18 protein-coding genes and 3 pseudogenes are annotated in these 16,096 nt (G+C 33.7%); 15 read left to right on the forward strand and 6 right to left on the reverse strand.

Features of this window, described 5'->3' with window-relative positions; genetic code table 11:
• The first annotated feature begins 115 nt into the window (after window positions 1–115).
• Window positions 116–508, forward strand: a complete 393-nt coding sequence (locus tag BPMYX0001_RS08175; RefSeq protein ID WP_006094475.1) for a RidA family protein — start codon at window positions 116–118, stop codon at window positions 506–508.
• Window positions 509–914: 406 nt separating this feature from the next.
• A complete protein-coding gene (locus BPMYX0001_RS08180) occupies window positions 915–1,118 on the forward strand; it encodes a DUF1657 domain-containing protein (RefSeq protein WP_006094476.1) in 204 nt (67 codons plus the stop codon).
• Between the two features lie 325 nt (window positions 1,119–1,443).
• On the opposite strand, the gene BPMYX0001_RS08185 is transcribed toward BPMYX0001_RS08180, so the two are convergent.
• Window positions 1,444–1,743, reverse strand: a complete 300-nt coding sequence (locus BPMYX0001_RS08185; protein WP_018781430.1) for a hypothetical protein — start codon at window positions 1,741–1,743, stop codon at window positions 1,444–1,446.
• A 354-nt stretch (window positions 1,744–2,097) separates the two neighbouring features.
• Between BPMYX0001_RS08185 and BPMYX0001_RS08190 the strand changes: the two genes are divergently transcribed.
• The 9 genes and pseudogenes from BPMYX0001_RS08190 to BPMYX0001_RS34855 all read left to right on the forward strand — a co-directional run bounded on the left by BPMYX0001_RS08190 (window position 2,098) and on the right by BPMYX0001_RS34855 (window position 9,640).
• Complete coding sequence (locus BPMYX0001_RS08190; protein ID WP_033798811.1) at window positions 2,098–2,847, forward strand: sugar phosphate nucleotidyltransferase; 750 nt, start codon at window positions 2,098–2,100, stop codon at window positions 2,845–2,847.
• 16 nt (window positions 2,848–2,863) lie between these two features.
• Window positions 2,864–4,930: a hypothetical protein gene (locus BPMYX0001_RS08195; RefSeq protein WP_006094479.1), complete on the forward strand. Its 2,067-nt coding sequence runs from the start codon at window positions 2,864–2,866 to the stop codon at window positions 4,928–4,930.
• A 118-nt stretch (window positions 4,931–5,048) separates the two neighbouring features.
• Entirely contained in the window at window positions 5,049–6,008 is a 960-nt protein-coding gene (locus BPMYX0001_RS08200; protein WP_033799636.1) for an NAD-dependent epimerase/dehydratase family protein, read from the forward strand.
• 26 nt (window positions 6,009–6,034) lie between these two features.
• Window positions 6,035–7,123 (forward strand): CDP-glucose 4,6-dehydratase, encoded by a 1,089-nt coding sequence (gene rfbG, locus BPMYX0001_RS08205; RefSeq protein WP_033798812.1) that lies wholly within the window; start codon window positions 6,035–6,037, stop codon window positions 7,121–7,123.
• A gap of 400 nt (window positions 7,124–7,523) precedes the next feature.
• Window positions 7,524–7,848 (forward strand): annotated as a pseudogene (locus tag BPMYX0001_RS29310) (DDE-type integrase/transposase/recombinase); the annotation flags it as partial.
• Between the two features lie 198 nt (window positions 7,849–8,046).
• Window positions 8,047–8,502 (forward strand): DUF3189 family protein, encoded by a 456-nt coding sequence (locus tag BPMYX0001_RS08215; RefSeq protein ID WP_006094484.1) that lies wholly within the window; start codon window positions 8,047–8,049, stop codon window positions 8,500–8,502.
• Between the two features lie 80 nt (window positions 8,503–8,582).
• The gene (gene tnpA, locus BPMYX0001_RS34850) at window positions 8,583–8,747 is read left to right on the forward strand and encodes an IS66 family insertion sequence element accessory protein TnpA (RefSeq protein WP_412676842.1); all 165 of its coding nucleotides are present in this window, start codon (window positions 8,583–8,585) and stop codon (window positions 8,745–8,747) included.
• A pseudogene (locus BPMYX0001_RS29315) lies at window positions 8,729–9,243 on the forward strand (LysR family transcriptional regulator substrate-binding protein); the annotation flags it as partial. The gene tnpA (BPMYX0001_RS34850) and the pseudogene BPMYX0001_RS29315, both read left to right, overlap by 19 nt.
• Window positions 9,244–9,274: 31 nt before the next feature.
• Window positions 9,275–9,640 carry a hypothetical protein gene (locus BPMYX0001_RS34855; protein ID WP_139358561.1) on the forward strand — a complete coding sequence of 122 codons (366 nt, stop codon included), beginning with the start codon at window positions 9,275–9,277 and terminating at the stop codon, window positions 9,638–9,640.
• A 219-nt stretch (window positions 9,641–9,859) separates the two neighbouring features.
• Here the strand turns inward: BPMYX0001_RS34855 and tnpC are convergent, their stop codons facing one another.
• The 5 genes and pseudogenes from tnpC to BPMYX0001_RS08255 all read right to left on the reverse strand — a co-directional run.
• On the reverse strand, window positions 9,860–11,449 hold the full coding sequence (gene tnpC, locus BPMYX0001_RS08230) for an IS66 family transposase (protein ID WP_006094488.1): 1,590 nt from the start codon (window positions 11,447–11,449) through the stop codon (window positions 9,860–9,862).
• Window positions 11,450–11,488: 39 nt separating this feature from the next.
• The gene (tnpB, locus tag BPMYX0001_RS08235; RefSeq protein WP_006094489.1) at window positions 11,489–11,845 is read right to left on the reverse strand and encodes an IS66 family insertion sequence element accessory protein TnpB; all 357 of its coding nucleotides are present in this window, start codon (window positions 11,843–11,845) and stop codon (window positions 11,489–11,491) included.
• Entirely contained in the window at window positions 11,842–12,162 is a 321-nt protein-coding gene (gene tnpA, locus BPMYX0001_RS08240) for an IS66 family insertion sequence element accessory protein TnpA (RefSeq protein WP_033798813.1), read from the reverse strand. The genes tnpB and tnpA (BPMYX0001_RS08240) overlap by 4 nt, the downstream gene beginning before the upstream one ends.
• A gap of 180 nt (window positions 12,163–12,342) precedes the next feature.
• Entirely contained in the window at window positions 12,343–12,588 is a 246-nt protein-coding gene (locus BPMYX0001_RS29320; RefSeq protein ID WP_006094490.1) for a hypothetical protein, read from the reverse strand.
• Between the two features lie 479 nt (window positions 12,589–13,067).
• Window positions 13,068–13,277, reverse strand: a pseudogene (locus tag BPMYX0001_RS08255) (dioxygenase family protein); the annotation flags it as partial.
• 225 nt (window positions 13,278–13,502) lie between these two features.
• Between BPMYX0001_RS08255 and BPMYX0001_RS08260 the strand changes: the two are divergent.
• From BPMYX0001_RS08260 to BPMYX0001_RS08275, 4 genes are all read left to right on the forward strand, one after another.
• Window positions 13,503–14,426: an alpha/beta hydrolase gene (locus tag BPMYX0001_RS08260; RefSeq protein ID WP_006094492.1), complete on the forward strand. Its 924-nt coding sequence runs from the start codon at window positions 13,503–13,505 to the stop codon at window positions 14,424–14,426.
• A 57-nt stretch (window positions 14,427–14,483) separates the two neighbouring features.
• Window positions 14,484–15,089, forward strand: a complete 606-nt coding sequence (locus BPMYX0001_RS08265; RefSeq protein ID WP_018781419.1) for a pentapeptide repeat-containing protein — start codon at window positions 14,484–14,486, stop codon at window positions 15,087–15,089.
• A gap of 78 nt (window positions 15,090–15,167) precedes the next feature.
• On the forward strand, window positions 15,168–15,614 hold the full coding sequence (locus tag BPMYX0001_RS08270; RefSeq protein ID WP_006094493.1) for a GNAT family N-acetyltransferase: 447 nt from the start codon (window positions 15,168–15,170) through the stop codon (window positions 15,612–15,614).
• Window positions 15,615–15,641: 27 nt separating this feature from the next.
• Window positions 15,642–15,986, forward strand: coding sequence for a YunG family protein (locus BPMYX0001_RS08275; protein ID WP_018781418.1), 345 nt, complete (start codon window positions 15,642–15,644; stop codon window positions 15,984–15,986).
• Window positions 15,987–16,096: the final 110 nt, after the last annotated feature.

Genomic DNA, 16,096 nt, shown 5'->3' on the forward strand with positions numbered 1-16,096 from the left:
CAAAAAAGTTTATGAAGAAATATAATTTAGCTAACAAGGCAGGTTAACACCAAACTCAAAAAACTGATATAATAATTTAGATTATTATAAAATTTCAGTAAAGGAATGATTCTAGTTGAAGAAATCCCGAAATCCAGAAACAGTACATAAACCAGTAGCACCATATGTACATCAAATAGAAGTAACAGGTCCCAATAAATGGCTCACATTATCAGGTCAATTAGGCATGGAAATAGATGGAATGGTTCCAGATGATCCATTGGAGCAGTTACAATTAGCTCTAGATAATATTAGAAGAAATCTTAAGGCTGCTAATATGAACGTAGAAGATTTAACGAAGATAGTATTTTATTTAGTAGGTGATTTTAATGCAGAGAAGAGAAGGAAAATTATTGGAGATTTTCTAGGTGAACATCTTCCTTGTACTACTATGATTTATGTGGTGGCATTAGCAGCTCCTGTATTTAAAGTGGAGATAGACGCATGGGCATGTAAGGAAATTAATTAATCTCTTTTGATAAACAATAATTAATTATATGATGAATCTTATTGTATTATCGGGAGCTTTAATTGAATAAATCAATCTAAAAAAGTCGAATCCTTAGTGTATGGGAATTCGACTTTTTTGAATGGAAATTTGCTTAGCGTACAAAATTCGCGTTTTGTTGGCGAGACCCCATCGCCATCAAGCTAAGGTTTTGAAGTACCCCCTAAATGAAAATTTTCTTTCTCTACAGTTAGTTATTTTGAGAGATCAGCTCATTTTTTTGTTTTGGCGGTGTTTACTTTTCTTAAGTTGATAGCGATGTGGCACTACCCCTTTTATAAAGATAACCAAGATTTAGAAATCATATTTTCAGTAGAAAATAGCTATTCTAAATAGTGAATTCATAATTATAAGGAGGAATTTAATTATGACAGTAATTACTAAGCTTAAGCAAACTATTTCTGGATTAAAAAGTGCTCAAGCATGTTTAGAAGGATTTGTTCTTGATACTGACAATCAGCAAGCAAAACAACTGTATCAAAATGCAGCTCAGCAAGCGCAGATAATTATTGATTCTTTAGAACCACGTGTTCAGGAGGTTCAACAAGATGAGCCTCAGTATAATCAATAAAACGCAGTAATCTTCAGATTTTTTGCAGAGGTCTTATCATAGTTAGATTTATATATCTGGGGTTCTGCCGTATGCCCATCAAGTTAAGAAATTGGTTGTTCCTCAAAACGAAAAAATTAAGCTAAATTCTCATAAATAACTGTAAAATAATAAAATTGTCGTTTTGGGGACACTTCAAAATACTAGCTTGATGGGCATGGGCTGAACCCCAATTTATTTTTTTGGATTTGAAGTGTTGATTTTAAAAGTTTGAGATGGATTGCTACTATCTTTGTCCCTGAGGCAAGATTATGGGGTAATAAAAGATTTATGGCAATGTTATGCTTCAAGCATTACAAGAATGTTCTCTACAAACACTAATAACATCTAGGCTTGTAACATTAATATTCGCACATTCATCAACCCAAACAAGAAATCTGTCTTCAACTTTAATAAAAACTCCTGTTCCATCGATTCGATTGCTACCAGAGAACACTTGAATCTTATCTCCCTCTCGTATGGGATCTAATCTTGAGCGTCTTTTGCGCTCAACAAAGCAATTCTTTTCCTCAAAACATTCTCTTTCACCGAAAAACTCTCTTTCTCGTCTATCAAATCTTCCACGTCTTCTGCGTTCGAAAGACATCGAAATCCAACCCTTTTTAATAAGATTTATATCCCTTTATTCTATGAGTGCACTAAAAGAATGGACTAAGTTTGTTTCATAATGATGAAATAAATGGATCCCTATCCGGTTTTTGTATGTTTAGCTTAGTGATATGTCTATGCTTATTAGATTTTGAAATCCATTTGTAACCTTGAAGTAATGTTAAGGCAATAAGCCTACTCATACATTTGAGTAGGCTTTATTTTGTATTTTAACCAGTATTTTTATGGAAAATATCTTCTGTAAAATTAATGGTACAAGTGTGTATACCATTTATATAGTGATAGCATAATTTAAATTAGCTAAATAACTGAAGGGGATGGAGAGAAGACTATGAAAGTCATAATTTTATGTGGTGGAAAAGGATTGAGGATGCAAGGTATTCTGGGGAATATACCCAAACCATTAGTTCATGTTCAAGGAAAACCTCTCATTTGGCATATAATGAATTGGTATAGCAAGTTTGGACATCATGAATTCGTCCTACCATTAGGGTATGGAGGTGAAAAAATCAAAGAATATTTCATGGACTATATATGGAAAGAACATGATTTTAATTTAGATTTAAAGAATAATCATTACCAGTTGCTTGAAGAACCAAAACAGTGGAATATAAAATTTATAGATACAGGGATTGAAACAATGACCGGAACCAGATTGAAAAAACTTGAAAAGCATATACAGGATGAAATGTTTTTATTAACTTATGGTGACGGATTAGCAAAGATAGATATTAACGAACTTATAAAATTTCATAAAGACAAAGGAAAAATCGCAACATTAACCGGTATAAAAAAAAGTAGTCAATATGGTCTTTTACAGATTGAAAACGGGATTGCTGTGGATTTTAAGGAAAAACCCCTACTTAATGCTGTAATAAATGGAGGTTTTTTTGTATTTAATAAAGGAATATTCAATTATTTGAATGATAATGATTGTATGCTTGAAGAAGAACCTCTACTAAATTTAATAAAAAACAAGGAACTTGCAGTTTATGAGCACAATGATTATTGGATTAGTGTAGATACACCTAAAGATCTTAAAGATGCAAATGAAAGCTGGAACCCTAACAAAAATAGTTGAAAGGAGTGAATAAACATTGCGTTTTAACAATAGAAAGAAAGGTTGGCCGCACCGCTATACTCCCTTTAAAATAGAAAAGGATTTTCCGTTATCTTCAGATGCTTCAGCTATTGACCACTCTAAAAAAACTACAAGCAAACAAATCTATCCTCTACCTTATAATAAACAGCCTCACTCTGAAAATCATTTTTGTGCCATAGTTGGAACAGAATACGTCTTGAAAATAATTGCTTTGCACCAATCTCTAATGCAAAATTCACAAACGTTTACATTATGGATTTGTTGTATAGATGTGTTTGCTTATTCAACATTGAAAGAAATGAACTTGAATAATGTAAATCTTTTGCAGGTAGATGATATAGAAGATCCAAATTTGAAAGATATTAAAAGAAATAGGACAGTCAGTGAATATTGTTGGACTTTAAAGTCCGTACTTATTGAATATTTATTGGTAAATTATAATTTGCCATCTGTTCTTTATTGTGATAGTGATTTATATTTCTTCTCTGATCCTAACATGATATTTAAAGAATGGGATGACAATTCTATTTATCTTTGTCCACAGAGAGACCGTGACTGGGTAGAGGAAAAATACGGGAAATATCAGGCTGGGTTAATTGGGTTTAAAAACGATTTCTACGGATTAAAAAGCGTACGATGGTGGAAAGATAAATGCTTAGACTGGTGTAGTGCTAATCCTGATAAAGGAAGATTTGGTGACCAAAAATATTTAGATTTAATTCCTATTTACTTTCCAAAAGTAAAAATCTCAAGCAATCTAGGTATAAATGCCGCACCTTGGAATTGTATTTATAATAACAATTATATAATTGATAAAAATCAAAATGAGGTATACATTGAAACAGATAAACTAATTGTATATCATTTTGCATGCATTACCATTTTCAATGAACAGGATTTTGATCTTTGGTCTTTAGGTAAACTTTCAATACCAAATAATATATTGCACCTTATTTATACCCCCTATCTAGAAGGAATTCAGTTTAACCTCACAAAATTAGCAGAAAAATTAGGTGAAAAAACACAGCGCCTGTTAAGTATTAAAGACATTAGCGAGGCGCAGACTTTATATAAAGATACACAATTAAGAAGAAAAATGAATCAATCAAATCATTTTATGAATTATTCAATAATTATAAGTCAAAAACGTTTAATTCAAGGTCTGACTTGCTACTATTCCCTTGAAAGCCATGGTACAGATTTTATAGTGTGGATCTGTTGTATGGACAATTTAACTTATCGAATTCTAACAAATCTAAAATTGAAGAATGCTATACTGCTTCATGTGAAAGACATAGAAAATCAAGAACTCCTAAATATAAAGAATGAAAGAAGTTTGCAGGAATACTGCTGGACATTAAAAGCCCCTCTATGCCTTCATATTCTTAAATATTATTCTGAAGTTGATCACATTATATACTGTGACGCAGATATGTTTTTCTTTACAAAGCCTACTATAATTCTAGATGAATGGTGGAAGTATTCTGTATTTCTTTGTCCACAGAGAGGCACTACTGAATTGGAAAATGTACATGGCATGTATCAGGCCGGCCTAATAGGATTTAAAAATGATCAAAACAGTAAAGATATTTTAATATGGTGGAAAGATAAGTGCCTAGAATATTGTAAAGATGTATATGATATTGAGATGAATAGATGGGGAGATCAAAAATATTTAAATCACATTCCTGATTTATTTTCTAACATTAAAATCATGACTCAAAAGGGGATTAACGCTGCACCTTGGAATCTAATTTTAAATAATCATTCTTCTATAACAAAAACAGAAAACAAGATTTTTATAGATCAAGATGAATTAATCGCTTTTCACTTTGGGAGTATGCAAATTATTAATAAAAATGAATTTGATTTATGGAAACAAGAACATGTAGAAATAGATCCGTCAATTTTAGAATATATATATATTCCTTATATCGAAAAAATACGAAATACATGTCGCGTACTTGATAATATCTTTTCTCTTACCCCTTTATTTGTTGGAAAATTAGATGAGTCCTCTGTAAAAAACTATTTCCAATACCTTCCCTCATCTTTTAAGTGATATCCATTCTCTCTTTTATATAAATAGTATTATTCCCTAATTCACACAAACTTCCTCAGTAAATATATTTATTCCTTTTACCCAAAATTTATAAGGAGACAAATGAAATTCTATGAATATGATTGACCATTTTAAAAATAAAACGTTTCTTATCACTGGCGGATACGGTTTTATTGGTTCTCATTTAGTAAGAAGATTATTGAAATTACAAGCGAAAATCGTTATTTTAGCCAGAAAGTCATCAAATCCTTGGCGTCTTAATGATGTATTAAAAAGTATCAAACTTTATGAAGTAGATATACGAGATAAGATCCAAGTTGAAAATATTATAAAACAAATCCGTCCTGACTATATTTTTCACTTTGCTGCATACGGAGTAAATTCAGCTCATACAGATTACATGAGTGCTATTGAAACGAATGTTTTAGGTACAATTAATATTATTCAGGCAACAAAGTCTATAGATTGCAAAAAGATTATTAATATTGGAAGCAGTTCTGAGTATGGAAATAAAACAGAATCTATTAAGGAAGATATGGAATTAACACCAGTAGATATTTATGGAAGTAGTAAAGCTGCAGCCACTATAATTGCTCATCAAGTCGCGGCTGAAAACAATATCAACCTTATAACCTTAAGACCCTTTGGAGTATTCGGAGAAGGTGAAGAACCACATAAAATTTTTTGCTATATTATTTTACAGGTATTACAGAATAGAAATGTAAACTTAACGTTATGTAATCAATTAAGAGATTACTGCTATGTAGATAATATTATAGATGCTTGTATGCTAACAATTGAAAATAATTCTATACAAAATGAGATTTTTAATATTGGAAGCGGTGAAACTCACCCTTTAAAATATTATGTGGAATTACTCTTTAAACACTTGCAGACTAATAAAAGACCCAATTATGGTGCGTTATCCTATAGAACGAATGAAAGAAGGATTTCTAAACCGAATATTAATAAAATTAAACGTATGCTCTCTTGGGAACCACGCATAAGTATTGAAGAAGGTATTATTAAAACTGTTAATTGGTATAAACATAATACACATCTATATCCGAATGTATGAAAATCTATTTCTAAGGTGTGAAACAATTGTTCAATAATAGCTTTAAGAATGTATTTCATGGAAAAAAGATTTTAATCACAGGACACACTGGTTTTAAAGGCTCTTGGTTATCCATATGGTTAAAAGAATTAGGCGCGACTGTAATTGGATATTCTTTAGATCCTAAAAATAAAAAAGATAACTTTAATTTAACAAACCTTCAAAACGACATAATTGATGTTCGTGGGGATATTAGAGACTATAATAAATTAAATAAGCTTTTCAAAGAATATAAACCTGAAATTGTATTTCATTTAGCCGCACAACCACTTGTTAAATATTCTTATGAGCACCCTAAAGATACGTATGATATAAATGTTATGGGAACAATGAATATATTAGAAGCAATTCGTTTACATGAATCCACTAAAATAGGAATTATAGTTACAAGTGACAAGTGTTATGAGAACAATGAATGGGTTTGGGGATACCGTGAAAATGACCCAATGGGTGGACATGACCTTTATAGTTCTAGCAAAGGATGCTGCGAACTATTAATTTCCTCCTACCGCAACTCTTATTTTCCAGAAAAAAAATATGAGCACCATAAAAAAATAATCGCAAGTGTTCGTGCTGGCAATGTAATTGGCGGAGGAGATTGGTCAATAGGCAGGATTATTCCTGATTGTATACGAGCACTGGAATCAAACCAAGAAATTTTCATTAGAAATACTAATGCAGTAAGACCTTGGCAACATGTACTTGAACCCTTAAGTGGATATTTACTTCTAGCAGAAAAAATTTTAACTGATGGGGTCCTTTTTTCTGGTGCATGGAATTTTGGTCCAAAACTAAATAATATTGTCTCAGTAAAAGAGCTTGTTACCGGTATGATAAAGTCCTGGGGATGTGGGAATTGGATATCTTCAAATGTAAATCCAGAAGAATTTCATGAGGCAACATTCCTAAACCTAGATATAAGCAAAGCAAAATTCAAGCTCAATTGGGAACCAAAATGGTCCCTTCAACAGACTTTAGACCATACAGTAGACTGGTATAAAAATTATAAGGCGTACTCCAGTACAGAGCTGAGAAATTTATGTGTTGATCAAATTAAACAATATGTGCAGTCTTAAGAAAAGAAAAGCTATAATCCCTTTCTCATTGTATACTTCGGAATGTATCATTCATTTGACACTTATCATTCCTTTAAAATATCCCATCTATGATTCTCCTTACTCTATTTTGCAAAGGTTTAGCCTACTTTTAAAAACTTTGCAACAGAACCAGAAAAAGAATAAACAAAACAAAAAAGTCATGACAAGTGAGTTTTGGGAACAGAATCTATTTGAATTTGGTTACATCCTTGCTAATTAAACCAGTATAATCGCTCATCATCTACCCTTTTTTCTGTTTATAAAAACATTGAAGATGAGGAGTTTAGGTATTATATAGTGAAAAATAAAAAGGATATTTTTCACTGCCTTAAAAAGTTCCTTAAGAAATAAATTAAAATATAAAAATGATTAAATGTATAGAAATCATAGGGCTGCAAAGCGATTCTTTAAGAAAGCTTTGCGGTCTTTTCATGTCCCTCTCCCCCCATGTGATTACAGTTGATAAAAATCCAGATTATCCAATCGCCATAGAAAAAATGAAGAAAGAAAAAAAGATGCCACTAGGCATCCAAATCAGGCAGATAAAATATCTAAATAACATTGTGGAACAAGATCATCGTTTTATTAAGAAACGTGTACGCTCTATGATGGGATTCAAATCATTTTAAACAGCAACCGCTATATTGAGTGGTGTGGGAGTCATGCATATGATGAAAAAGAGACAGATTAATTTAAGGAATTAGTCTGTCCAAAATCAAAAAGAATTCATCCATCAATTATTTAGGCTGACAGCATAAAATACAATCCCGTTAGAAATATATGTGCTATATTCCCTTTTATTTTATCTTTGTACCAGAACCAAATATATCAGTCCTTGATTAGTAAATAATGAAATGGTGATACTAATCAATATTGAACGTAAATGACAAAGGAATGAGAACATGATTTATATTTACACTGATTATGGCGGAACGCATACAACATCACTAGCCGCAGCGTATCATTTAAACAAACTACCAACTGATCGGAATTTAACGAGAGAAGAAATTTTAAATGTGGACTATTTTAATAAACTTAAAACTTATGATATGGGAAAAATTATTTTTCATGGCCGAGATGAGGGCGGCAATCCTGTTTATACAGTAGGGTGCGGAGCATCAAAAGTTGTGGTACCATCTATGAAAAATCTAGGAGAAATTCTTCAACATCAATATCAAAACAACGAAAAAATCATTTTTTCAAATATGTCACCAACCGTTCCACTTCCTATGACGTTTGGTGGTTTATTCTCTAGAAGATTACATATTGATTTTATTGGTATTCCATTACTTGTATGGGGAGCACAGATTTGTTGTGTCAATGTACAAAGACTGGTGGATTATACAAAAGAAGCGTAAGCGTCAAATATTCCCCACCTGCCATTTATAAATAACCCATGAGATAATCTCCTTACATACTACATGTGGAAGTTTTTTTTATGGAAAAACACCTATTAAAAAAGGAATGGGAAGCCTATATTCAAGACTATAAAAACAGTGGATTATCAAAAGTTGCTTGGTGTCAAAAACAGAACCTACTGGCTCATGGGCTTTACTATTGGTTGAAAAAATTATCACCTCAAAAGGAACACCTAAGGAAGTAGAAGATTGGTTATTGTCTCGCGTCATCGATATCGGGATAGTTATCCTTCCAAATGAAGAAATGGAAATTAGCCCATTGACAAGGGGGAAATGGTTGTGGTAATACGAGATGATCACACCCTATATAAGAAATCAGCTATTACAATACAGGATTTGAATAATGAACCAATCATTATTTTTAAAGGGGGATATGAACCTCCGATTATCGATATGTTTAAACAAGACGGAGTACCGCTCCGCATTGAATATGCAGTTTCTACTGTAACGACATCACTAAATATGATACAAGAAGGGCTAGGGTTGGCCATCTTAGCTGAGTTATCCTTATCTAATCTACCCCCGAATGTTCGAACTCGAGAGCTAGAACCACACGTTTGGAGAGAAATAGGTCTAGCTGTCCCTTCATTAAAGGAATCATGGCATTTCCCCATGGAAAGGGAGCATCCTGGAGGGGAATTATCTATTTCTCAACATAACTTTTTATGTACATTAATATAATGTATATATAGCAAATAAAAGGAGGAAATTCATGTATACTAATTCTCAAATGCCGAATGATCCTCGTTATAATCAGCAATACCCACAATATCCGAATGATACACAACACACTCAACAAGCTCAGCATCCTAATTTACGCCAGCAGCAATATATCCCTCAAGAACCCACTCAACAGCAAGTTCAACATGCTGTGGGTACTCACTATCTTTATTTAAAAGATCCAGTTCTACAAATTGTTAGACCTTGGGTACAGTATGGAATTCAAGAAACTCAACACAATCCCATTCCCCACGCTATGACTGAATTAGCTGCAATCATGTTCTTAATTGGAAAAGGCTACGACCAACAACTGGCACATTACATCGTCGAATCTTGGGAAAAGAATGGGCAGTTTTAAAGGCTCATTTCTATAAGATTTTGTAAAAAAAAATGATTTTTGCAGTCCAATTATTTATTGAAGAGGTGCAAGAGCTGTTTTCTTTGTAAAATAGGCTTATCCCTTATATGCAGGGAGAGCTTTTTCTTTATAATTTTCTGTCCAAATTGTACGAGAAATGGAAGTTTAAAAGTAAACGTAAAGTAACTCCAAAATATACAATAAAAGTTGATTTTGGAGTTATTTTTTGTTTACTTCACTTTTTTTCGGCACTCTACAGCTAGATGGTAAATCCGCTGACCACGGCAAGATTTTATCCAGTTCCTCTTTATTGTTTAAATCGATGTTGGGAAGTGTTTCAAATAAATAACGAAGATAATGATAAGGACTTAAACCATTCTCTTTTGCAGTTTCCACCACACTATACATGATGGCACTTCCTCTGGCACCTCGCGGTGTATTTGAGAACATCCAATTTTTTCTCCCGATTACAAACGGTTTAATAGAACGTTCACTTCTGTTGTTATCGATTTCTAAACGACCGTCTAATAAAAAAGCTTCAAGATGATTCCGTTGATTCAAACAATAAGTGATGGCTTTGCCTAGCGCACTTTTTGGTAAAACACGATCTTTCTGTTCATGAAGCCATGCTGAAAAAAGGTTCAGAATGGGCCTGCTTTTTTTCAGTCTCTGCTCATATCGCTCGGTAGGGTTGACATGTCTGAGCTTCCTTTCAATCGAATAGAGTTGATTACAGAAGTGTAAACCTTCGCTCGCCTTCACTTTTTTCCCCTTCTGTGAATCAGGTAAAGCCTTTAAGGCTTCATCAAACTTTCGTCTCGCATGCGCCCAACATCCGATAAGGGTGACATCCGGTACTTGATGATAACCACTATATCCATCTACCTGTAAATATCCTTCAAAACCAGTTAAAAAACGTTTCGGATGTTCGCCTGCTCTTGTAGGTTGATAGTCATAGAGGACAATAGGGATATCCTCTCGTCCTGTACGATATAACCACAGATAGGACTTGGTTGTTGCGGCTCGACCAGGTACGCGTAAGACTTGGAAGGTTGTTTCGTCCGCATGAAGAATGGTTCGAGTAAGTAAATGTTCATGCATCCTTTCATACAAAGCCACTAACCATCGATCCGCCCCATATAATAACCAATTTCCCATCGTTTGTCGTGATAAGAAGATTTCCATTCGTTTAAAATGCTTTTTCTGACGATAAAGAGGCAATCCTTCTACATATTTTTGTGTCATGATATACGCCATAATCGATGGGGAAGCGATACTTTTAGGAAAGGCAGGGGCTGGCATCTTAGCCGTCACAATCGGTGTAGATACCTCATCTAATTCACACTTACGACAAGCGTATACATACCTCTTATGTTCCGTCACCTTTACTTCCGCAGGGATAATCGTCAGTTCCTTACGGACTTCTACACTCATCTCATGCAAAGCACCACCACAGCACAAACAAACCTGTTCCATATCAAGTAAACGATATTCAATCGTTTCAACCGGAAGGTTTTGGACAGACTCATCCCTATGACCGTGTTTCTTCTTACGACGATAGGTGATTGTTTCAACAGCTGATTCAGGGGTTTCAGAGTCACTTTCTTTCTCAGCCTCATTAAACAGTTCTAAAGCGAGTTGATTATTAGGTGTTTTTTCGCTAGACGTACCAAACCGTTTTTGTTGACTAAGACGAAATTGTTCTTCATACCATCTCACTTTTTCCGTGAGTTCCTCTACTTGAGCTTGAAGTGATTCAATTGTGGGTTGTTTTGAATGTGAGAGTGTTGTTTTCATAGATAAATCCATTCGATAAAATCATCCAAATTCCTTTTTCATATATGATTTTTATAGAATGGTTCTCGCATGTACGGCTTGATGACCTTGTTTTTGTTGAAAAGCAAATCCATCAAGAAGCCATCTCAATTGTCGTCTTGAAATGGTAAGTGGCACACCCGGATGACCAGTTGGCCAGTAAAACGTTCCCTTTTCCAATCTGCGATAGTGCAACCAGAAACCATTATGTTCCCAAACAAGAATTTTTAGTTTATCGCGTGAGCGATTACAAAAAACAAATAAACAAGAAGAAAAAGGGTCTAACTCAAATTCTTCCTTTACAATAGCTGCTAGTCCATCAATTGATTTACGTAAATCTGTTGCCCCTTGTGCAAGATATACTTTTTCAATTGCGATTTCGGATATCATTGTTGTTTCACCGTCTGTATCACTTGTAGGAGCACTTGTGGAGTAAAAGGCACATCTAACTCAATAGTGGCTTCTTGCATGTGAATTCGAATGGTGGCATGTATGTTTTCTTCTACGACAGGGACATTCATAGAAATCCAATTCACACGCTCATTTTTATTTTGATCTTCCGTTTCAGGTGATAATTTGTTTAGCCAGTAATATAGCCGATGAACCCGTAGGTTCTGTTTCTGACACCAGGCAACTTTTGATAATCCGCTGTTTTTATAGTCTTGAATATTAGTCTCCCATTCTTTCTTTAATAGGTGTCTTTTCATAAAAAAAACCTCCACATGTAGTATGTACGGAGATTATCTCATGGGTTATTTACAAATTGTAAGTGGGGAATGTTTGACGCTTACAAAGAAGCTGGTAGACTGACAAACGATTACGTTGTTATATTAGAGAATAAGACTTTCAAATGAAAAAAGCAGGATACATTGCTATCCTGCTTTTTTCTATAACATTTCAACTTTCTTTCGAATCACAACCTTATCAATTTCGTGTTCTTCATCGCCGATAAATAAGCCGCGTTCTTTCAAATACATTTCAAAATATAAATCAGCTTCCGCGCGTTCATCATAAGGTTTTACAGATAAAACAAATCCTCTTTCTCTAGCTAATTGTTCTAAAGCATCAGGTGACATATATCGTTGTAACTCTTTAGAAAACAATTCTAATTTATCAAAATTCGATAAGTTCATGCCAAAAACGCCATCCTTTCCTATGATTCTACAGAAAGAATAGCGTATTTTTTCATTCTAGAAGAACAGTTTTAGGATTTCAGGAAGAAAATGGAACTATCTATGCGTATTTAATGGTTACTCTTCAAGGGGCGTCGATTGGTAGTTTGAAAATTCGCCTTAGTCAATTCGGTTTTGATGAAACAAATTGTATTGTTTTGGATGGCTCTGGATCAAGCTCAATGAGGGTAATTGATAAAAAAATAATGAATTGGATGTTGATCTGGGTACAGAACCCAACCTTTTCGATTTTACTCCGAACGCAAACCGGTACGACTTTATTTCAAATCAACATGTACACATTTTATCGTGAGCGTCCTATTTATGTACAGAAAAACTTTTATGTACAGTGAACATTTAATGCGTGATATGTTTGAAAATTAAAGGTTTGGATGATATTCGAAGAATATGTACATAAAAGTTTACGGAGATATATCCGTTTCAGGAGGGAATCCGCCGAAATCATAAATTGTTTCATATTCATTATCTGAAGATGAGATAGTTAATACTTCAGTTTCCCAGTGTGCTGTAAAAATAACAATTGCTTTTGGTTTATATGTTTCTCCAAGTGTTTTTAGAAAACGTGTATAATCTGTATCTTGAATAGCAAGCATTGGTGAGCCGTGCGCTAAAAATAATGATGGCATCATAAGTGAAACCTCCTAAAATATATTAATTACTTTATGTAAGTAACTATAATATTTAATTTGTTGTTCGTCAAGATAATGGTTTGAGTCTTTGCTTAGAAAGTGCAGTGTTTGTCATAATACAAACAATTGCATATAATACATAGTAAGAAGAATGAATAGTGATTCATTTTTTAGATATATAGATTGCTATTGTTAATAGATTATATAGATTTGGGGGCCTTCAAAATGAACATACAGGAAAGCTTTGTTACAGTGTTGGATGGATCGGAAATTTATTTGCGTAAGTGGCTGCCAGAAAGTGAAATTCGTGGAATTGTACAGATTGCACATGGTATGACGGAACATGCTGGTGTCTATACAGAATACATTGATGCCTTATTGAAGGCTGGTTATGGTGTATATGCTCATGATCACCGGGGACATGGAAAAACAGCAAAACAAGAAGAGGATTATGGCCATTTCGAACCGAATGTTGGCTGGGATCAAGCTGTTTCTGACATAATCTTTGTATCGGAACTTATTCGTAATGAACATACTTGTCCGCTCTTTTTATTAGGTCACAGTATGGGTTCTTTCTTATCTAGACGTGCTGTACAACTTCGTGGTGACCTATATGATGGATTCCTTATTTCTGGGACAGGTGGAAACCCTGGATTTTTAGGTGTACTAGGTTATAAAGTGGCAACGATTGAAATGAAGCTTCGCGGCACAAAAACGAAAAGTCCAATGTTGAACTTTTTGTCATTTGGAAACTTTAATTCCAATTTTAAACCGAATCGGACAAAGTTTGATTGGCTTTCTTCAGATACAAATCAAGTTGATAGATACATAGAAGATCCGTTATGTGGTTTTATTTGTTCAACGAGTTTTTACCGTGAATTATTTAGTGGTATGCTGGAAGTGAATAGACCAGAAGAATATAAAAAAACGCCGAAAGACCTTCCTATACATATTTTTTCCGGAGATCGTGATCCAGTGGGAGATATGGGGAAAGGCGTAAAAGAAGTATACGATATGTATAAAAATTGCGGTGTGAAAGATGTAACACTTCGCCTATATGAAAATGGAAGGCACGAAATGTTCCATGAAGTAAATAGGGATGAAGTATTTCAAGATTTGATTTCTTGGTTAGATGAACATATTATATAAAAAGAAACCTCACTTTTGTTGTAGTGAGGTTTCTTTTTGGGAATTTGGAGGGAAAGCATGAGTGAATTTGTAAATAACGAGTATATAGAAATAGATTTTCGTGATGTTGCTATAAAAGAAGAGGAATTAAAAAATTGTACATTTATAAAGTGTCGTTTTAGAGGTGTAGATGCATCAGAAATTGTAACGGAAAATTGTAATTTCATAGAATGTGACTTCACAGGCGCTCTTTTTAATGCTTCAATTCACCAGGGAAGTACGTTTGCAAATTGTAAATTTTCTGGAGCAAATTTATTTGTTTCTAAGTTTGAGGAATGTAAAATGACGGGTTCTGATTTTGAAGAGGCGAATTTAGATGGAATAACGATTGTATTTGGCGATTGGTCATATACAAATTTAAGATTTGCGAATTTAAGTAAACAAAAATTAAAGGGTATTCGCTTAGTTGAAGCGGATCTTTGTGAATGTAATTTAGAAAAAGCTGATTTACGTGATGTTGATTTAACAGGTGCACAATTAGGAAAAGCGAAGCTTATAGGTGCAGATTTAAGAGGAGCTGTAGTGGATAGAATTGACTTTAGAGCATTTGATTTACAGAATGTAAGATTGGATATAACGCAGGCGGTTGCTGTGGCGAGGTGTTATGGAGCGAAGGTAGATTAAAATGATGAGAGAACTCTTACTATGATAAAGTATCAGTAAGGGTTCTTTTTGTAATTTAAAGGAAAGGGAGAGGGGAAAATGGTAGTGAGGAAAGCATTATTAAACGAGGCAAATGAACTAAGTCATATAGCACTAGCATCAAAGGCAACTTGGGATTACAGCGAAGAATTTATACTAGCATGTAAGGAAGATTTAACGATTACGGAAGAGTATATTAAAAATCATTACGTATATATTTTAGAAAATAAAGGAGTGAAAATTGGTTTTTTTTCATTTCAACGAAAAGAAGAAGATGTTCTCGATTTTTTATATTTACATCCAAATTATAAGGGAAAGGGTTATGGTAACATTCTATGGCAAAGTGTCGTAGAAAAAGCAGTTGAATTAGGAATTAAGAGTTTTACAATTGATAGTGATCCAAATGCGAAAGGCTACTACATGAAAATGGGTGCAAAATTGATTGGAGAGACACCTTCAACAGTTTTTAAAGATCGTGTTCTGCCACTTTTGCAATATGATGTATAAAAATGAGTATACATGGGAGATGCTGAAATGGATGGTTTTGAAATCGCACAAATCTACAAGATTTTAATGAAATCTTGGTCACTTGAAACAAGTTCAAAGTGGACGATAGAAAATCCGGCAAAAGGGCAATGTGGTGTAACAGCACTTGTTATACATGATTTGTTTGGAGGGGAAATAAAAAAGACGCAAGTTGGCGAAGATTGGCACTTTTACAATGCTATAAATGGAAAGCGATATGATTTTACCGCAACACAATTTTTTGAAGAGATAGCTTATATGGATATTCCTTCTAATAGAGAAGAAGCATTTGCAGACACAAATGATAGGCAATATTATGCTTTAAAACAGAAAATGCATATCTTTATGCAATAGAATTTGTTTGAAGTGAAATATCTTTTGACTCTTAATGTCCAATGAGTTACTATAATGGTGGTAACTTTTTAAAGGGAAACATACTTTATAGAGTCGAGAGGGGAAATACT

The sequence above is a fragment of the Bacillus pseudomycoides DSM 12442 genome (genome assembly GCF_000161455.1).
GTDB lineage: Bacteria > Bacillota > Bacilli > Bacillales > Bacillaceae_G > Bacillus_A > Bacillus_A pseudomycoides.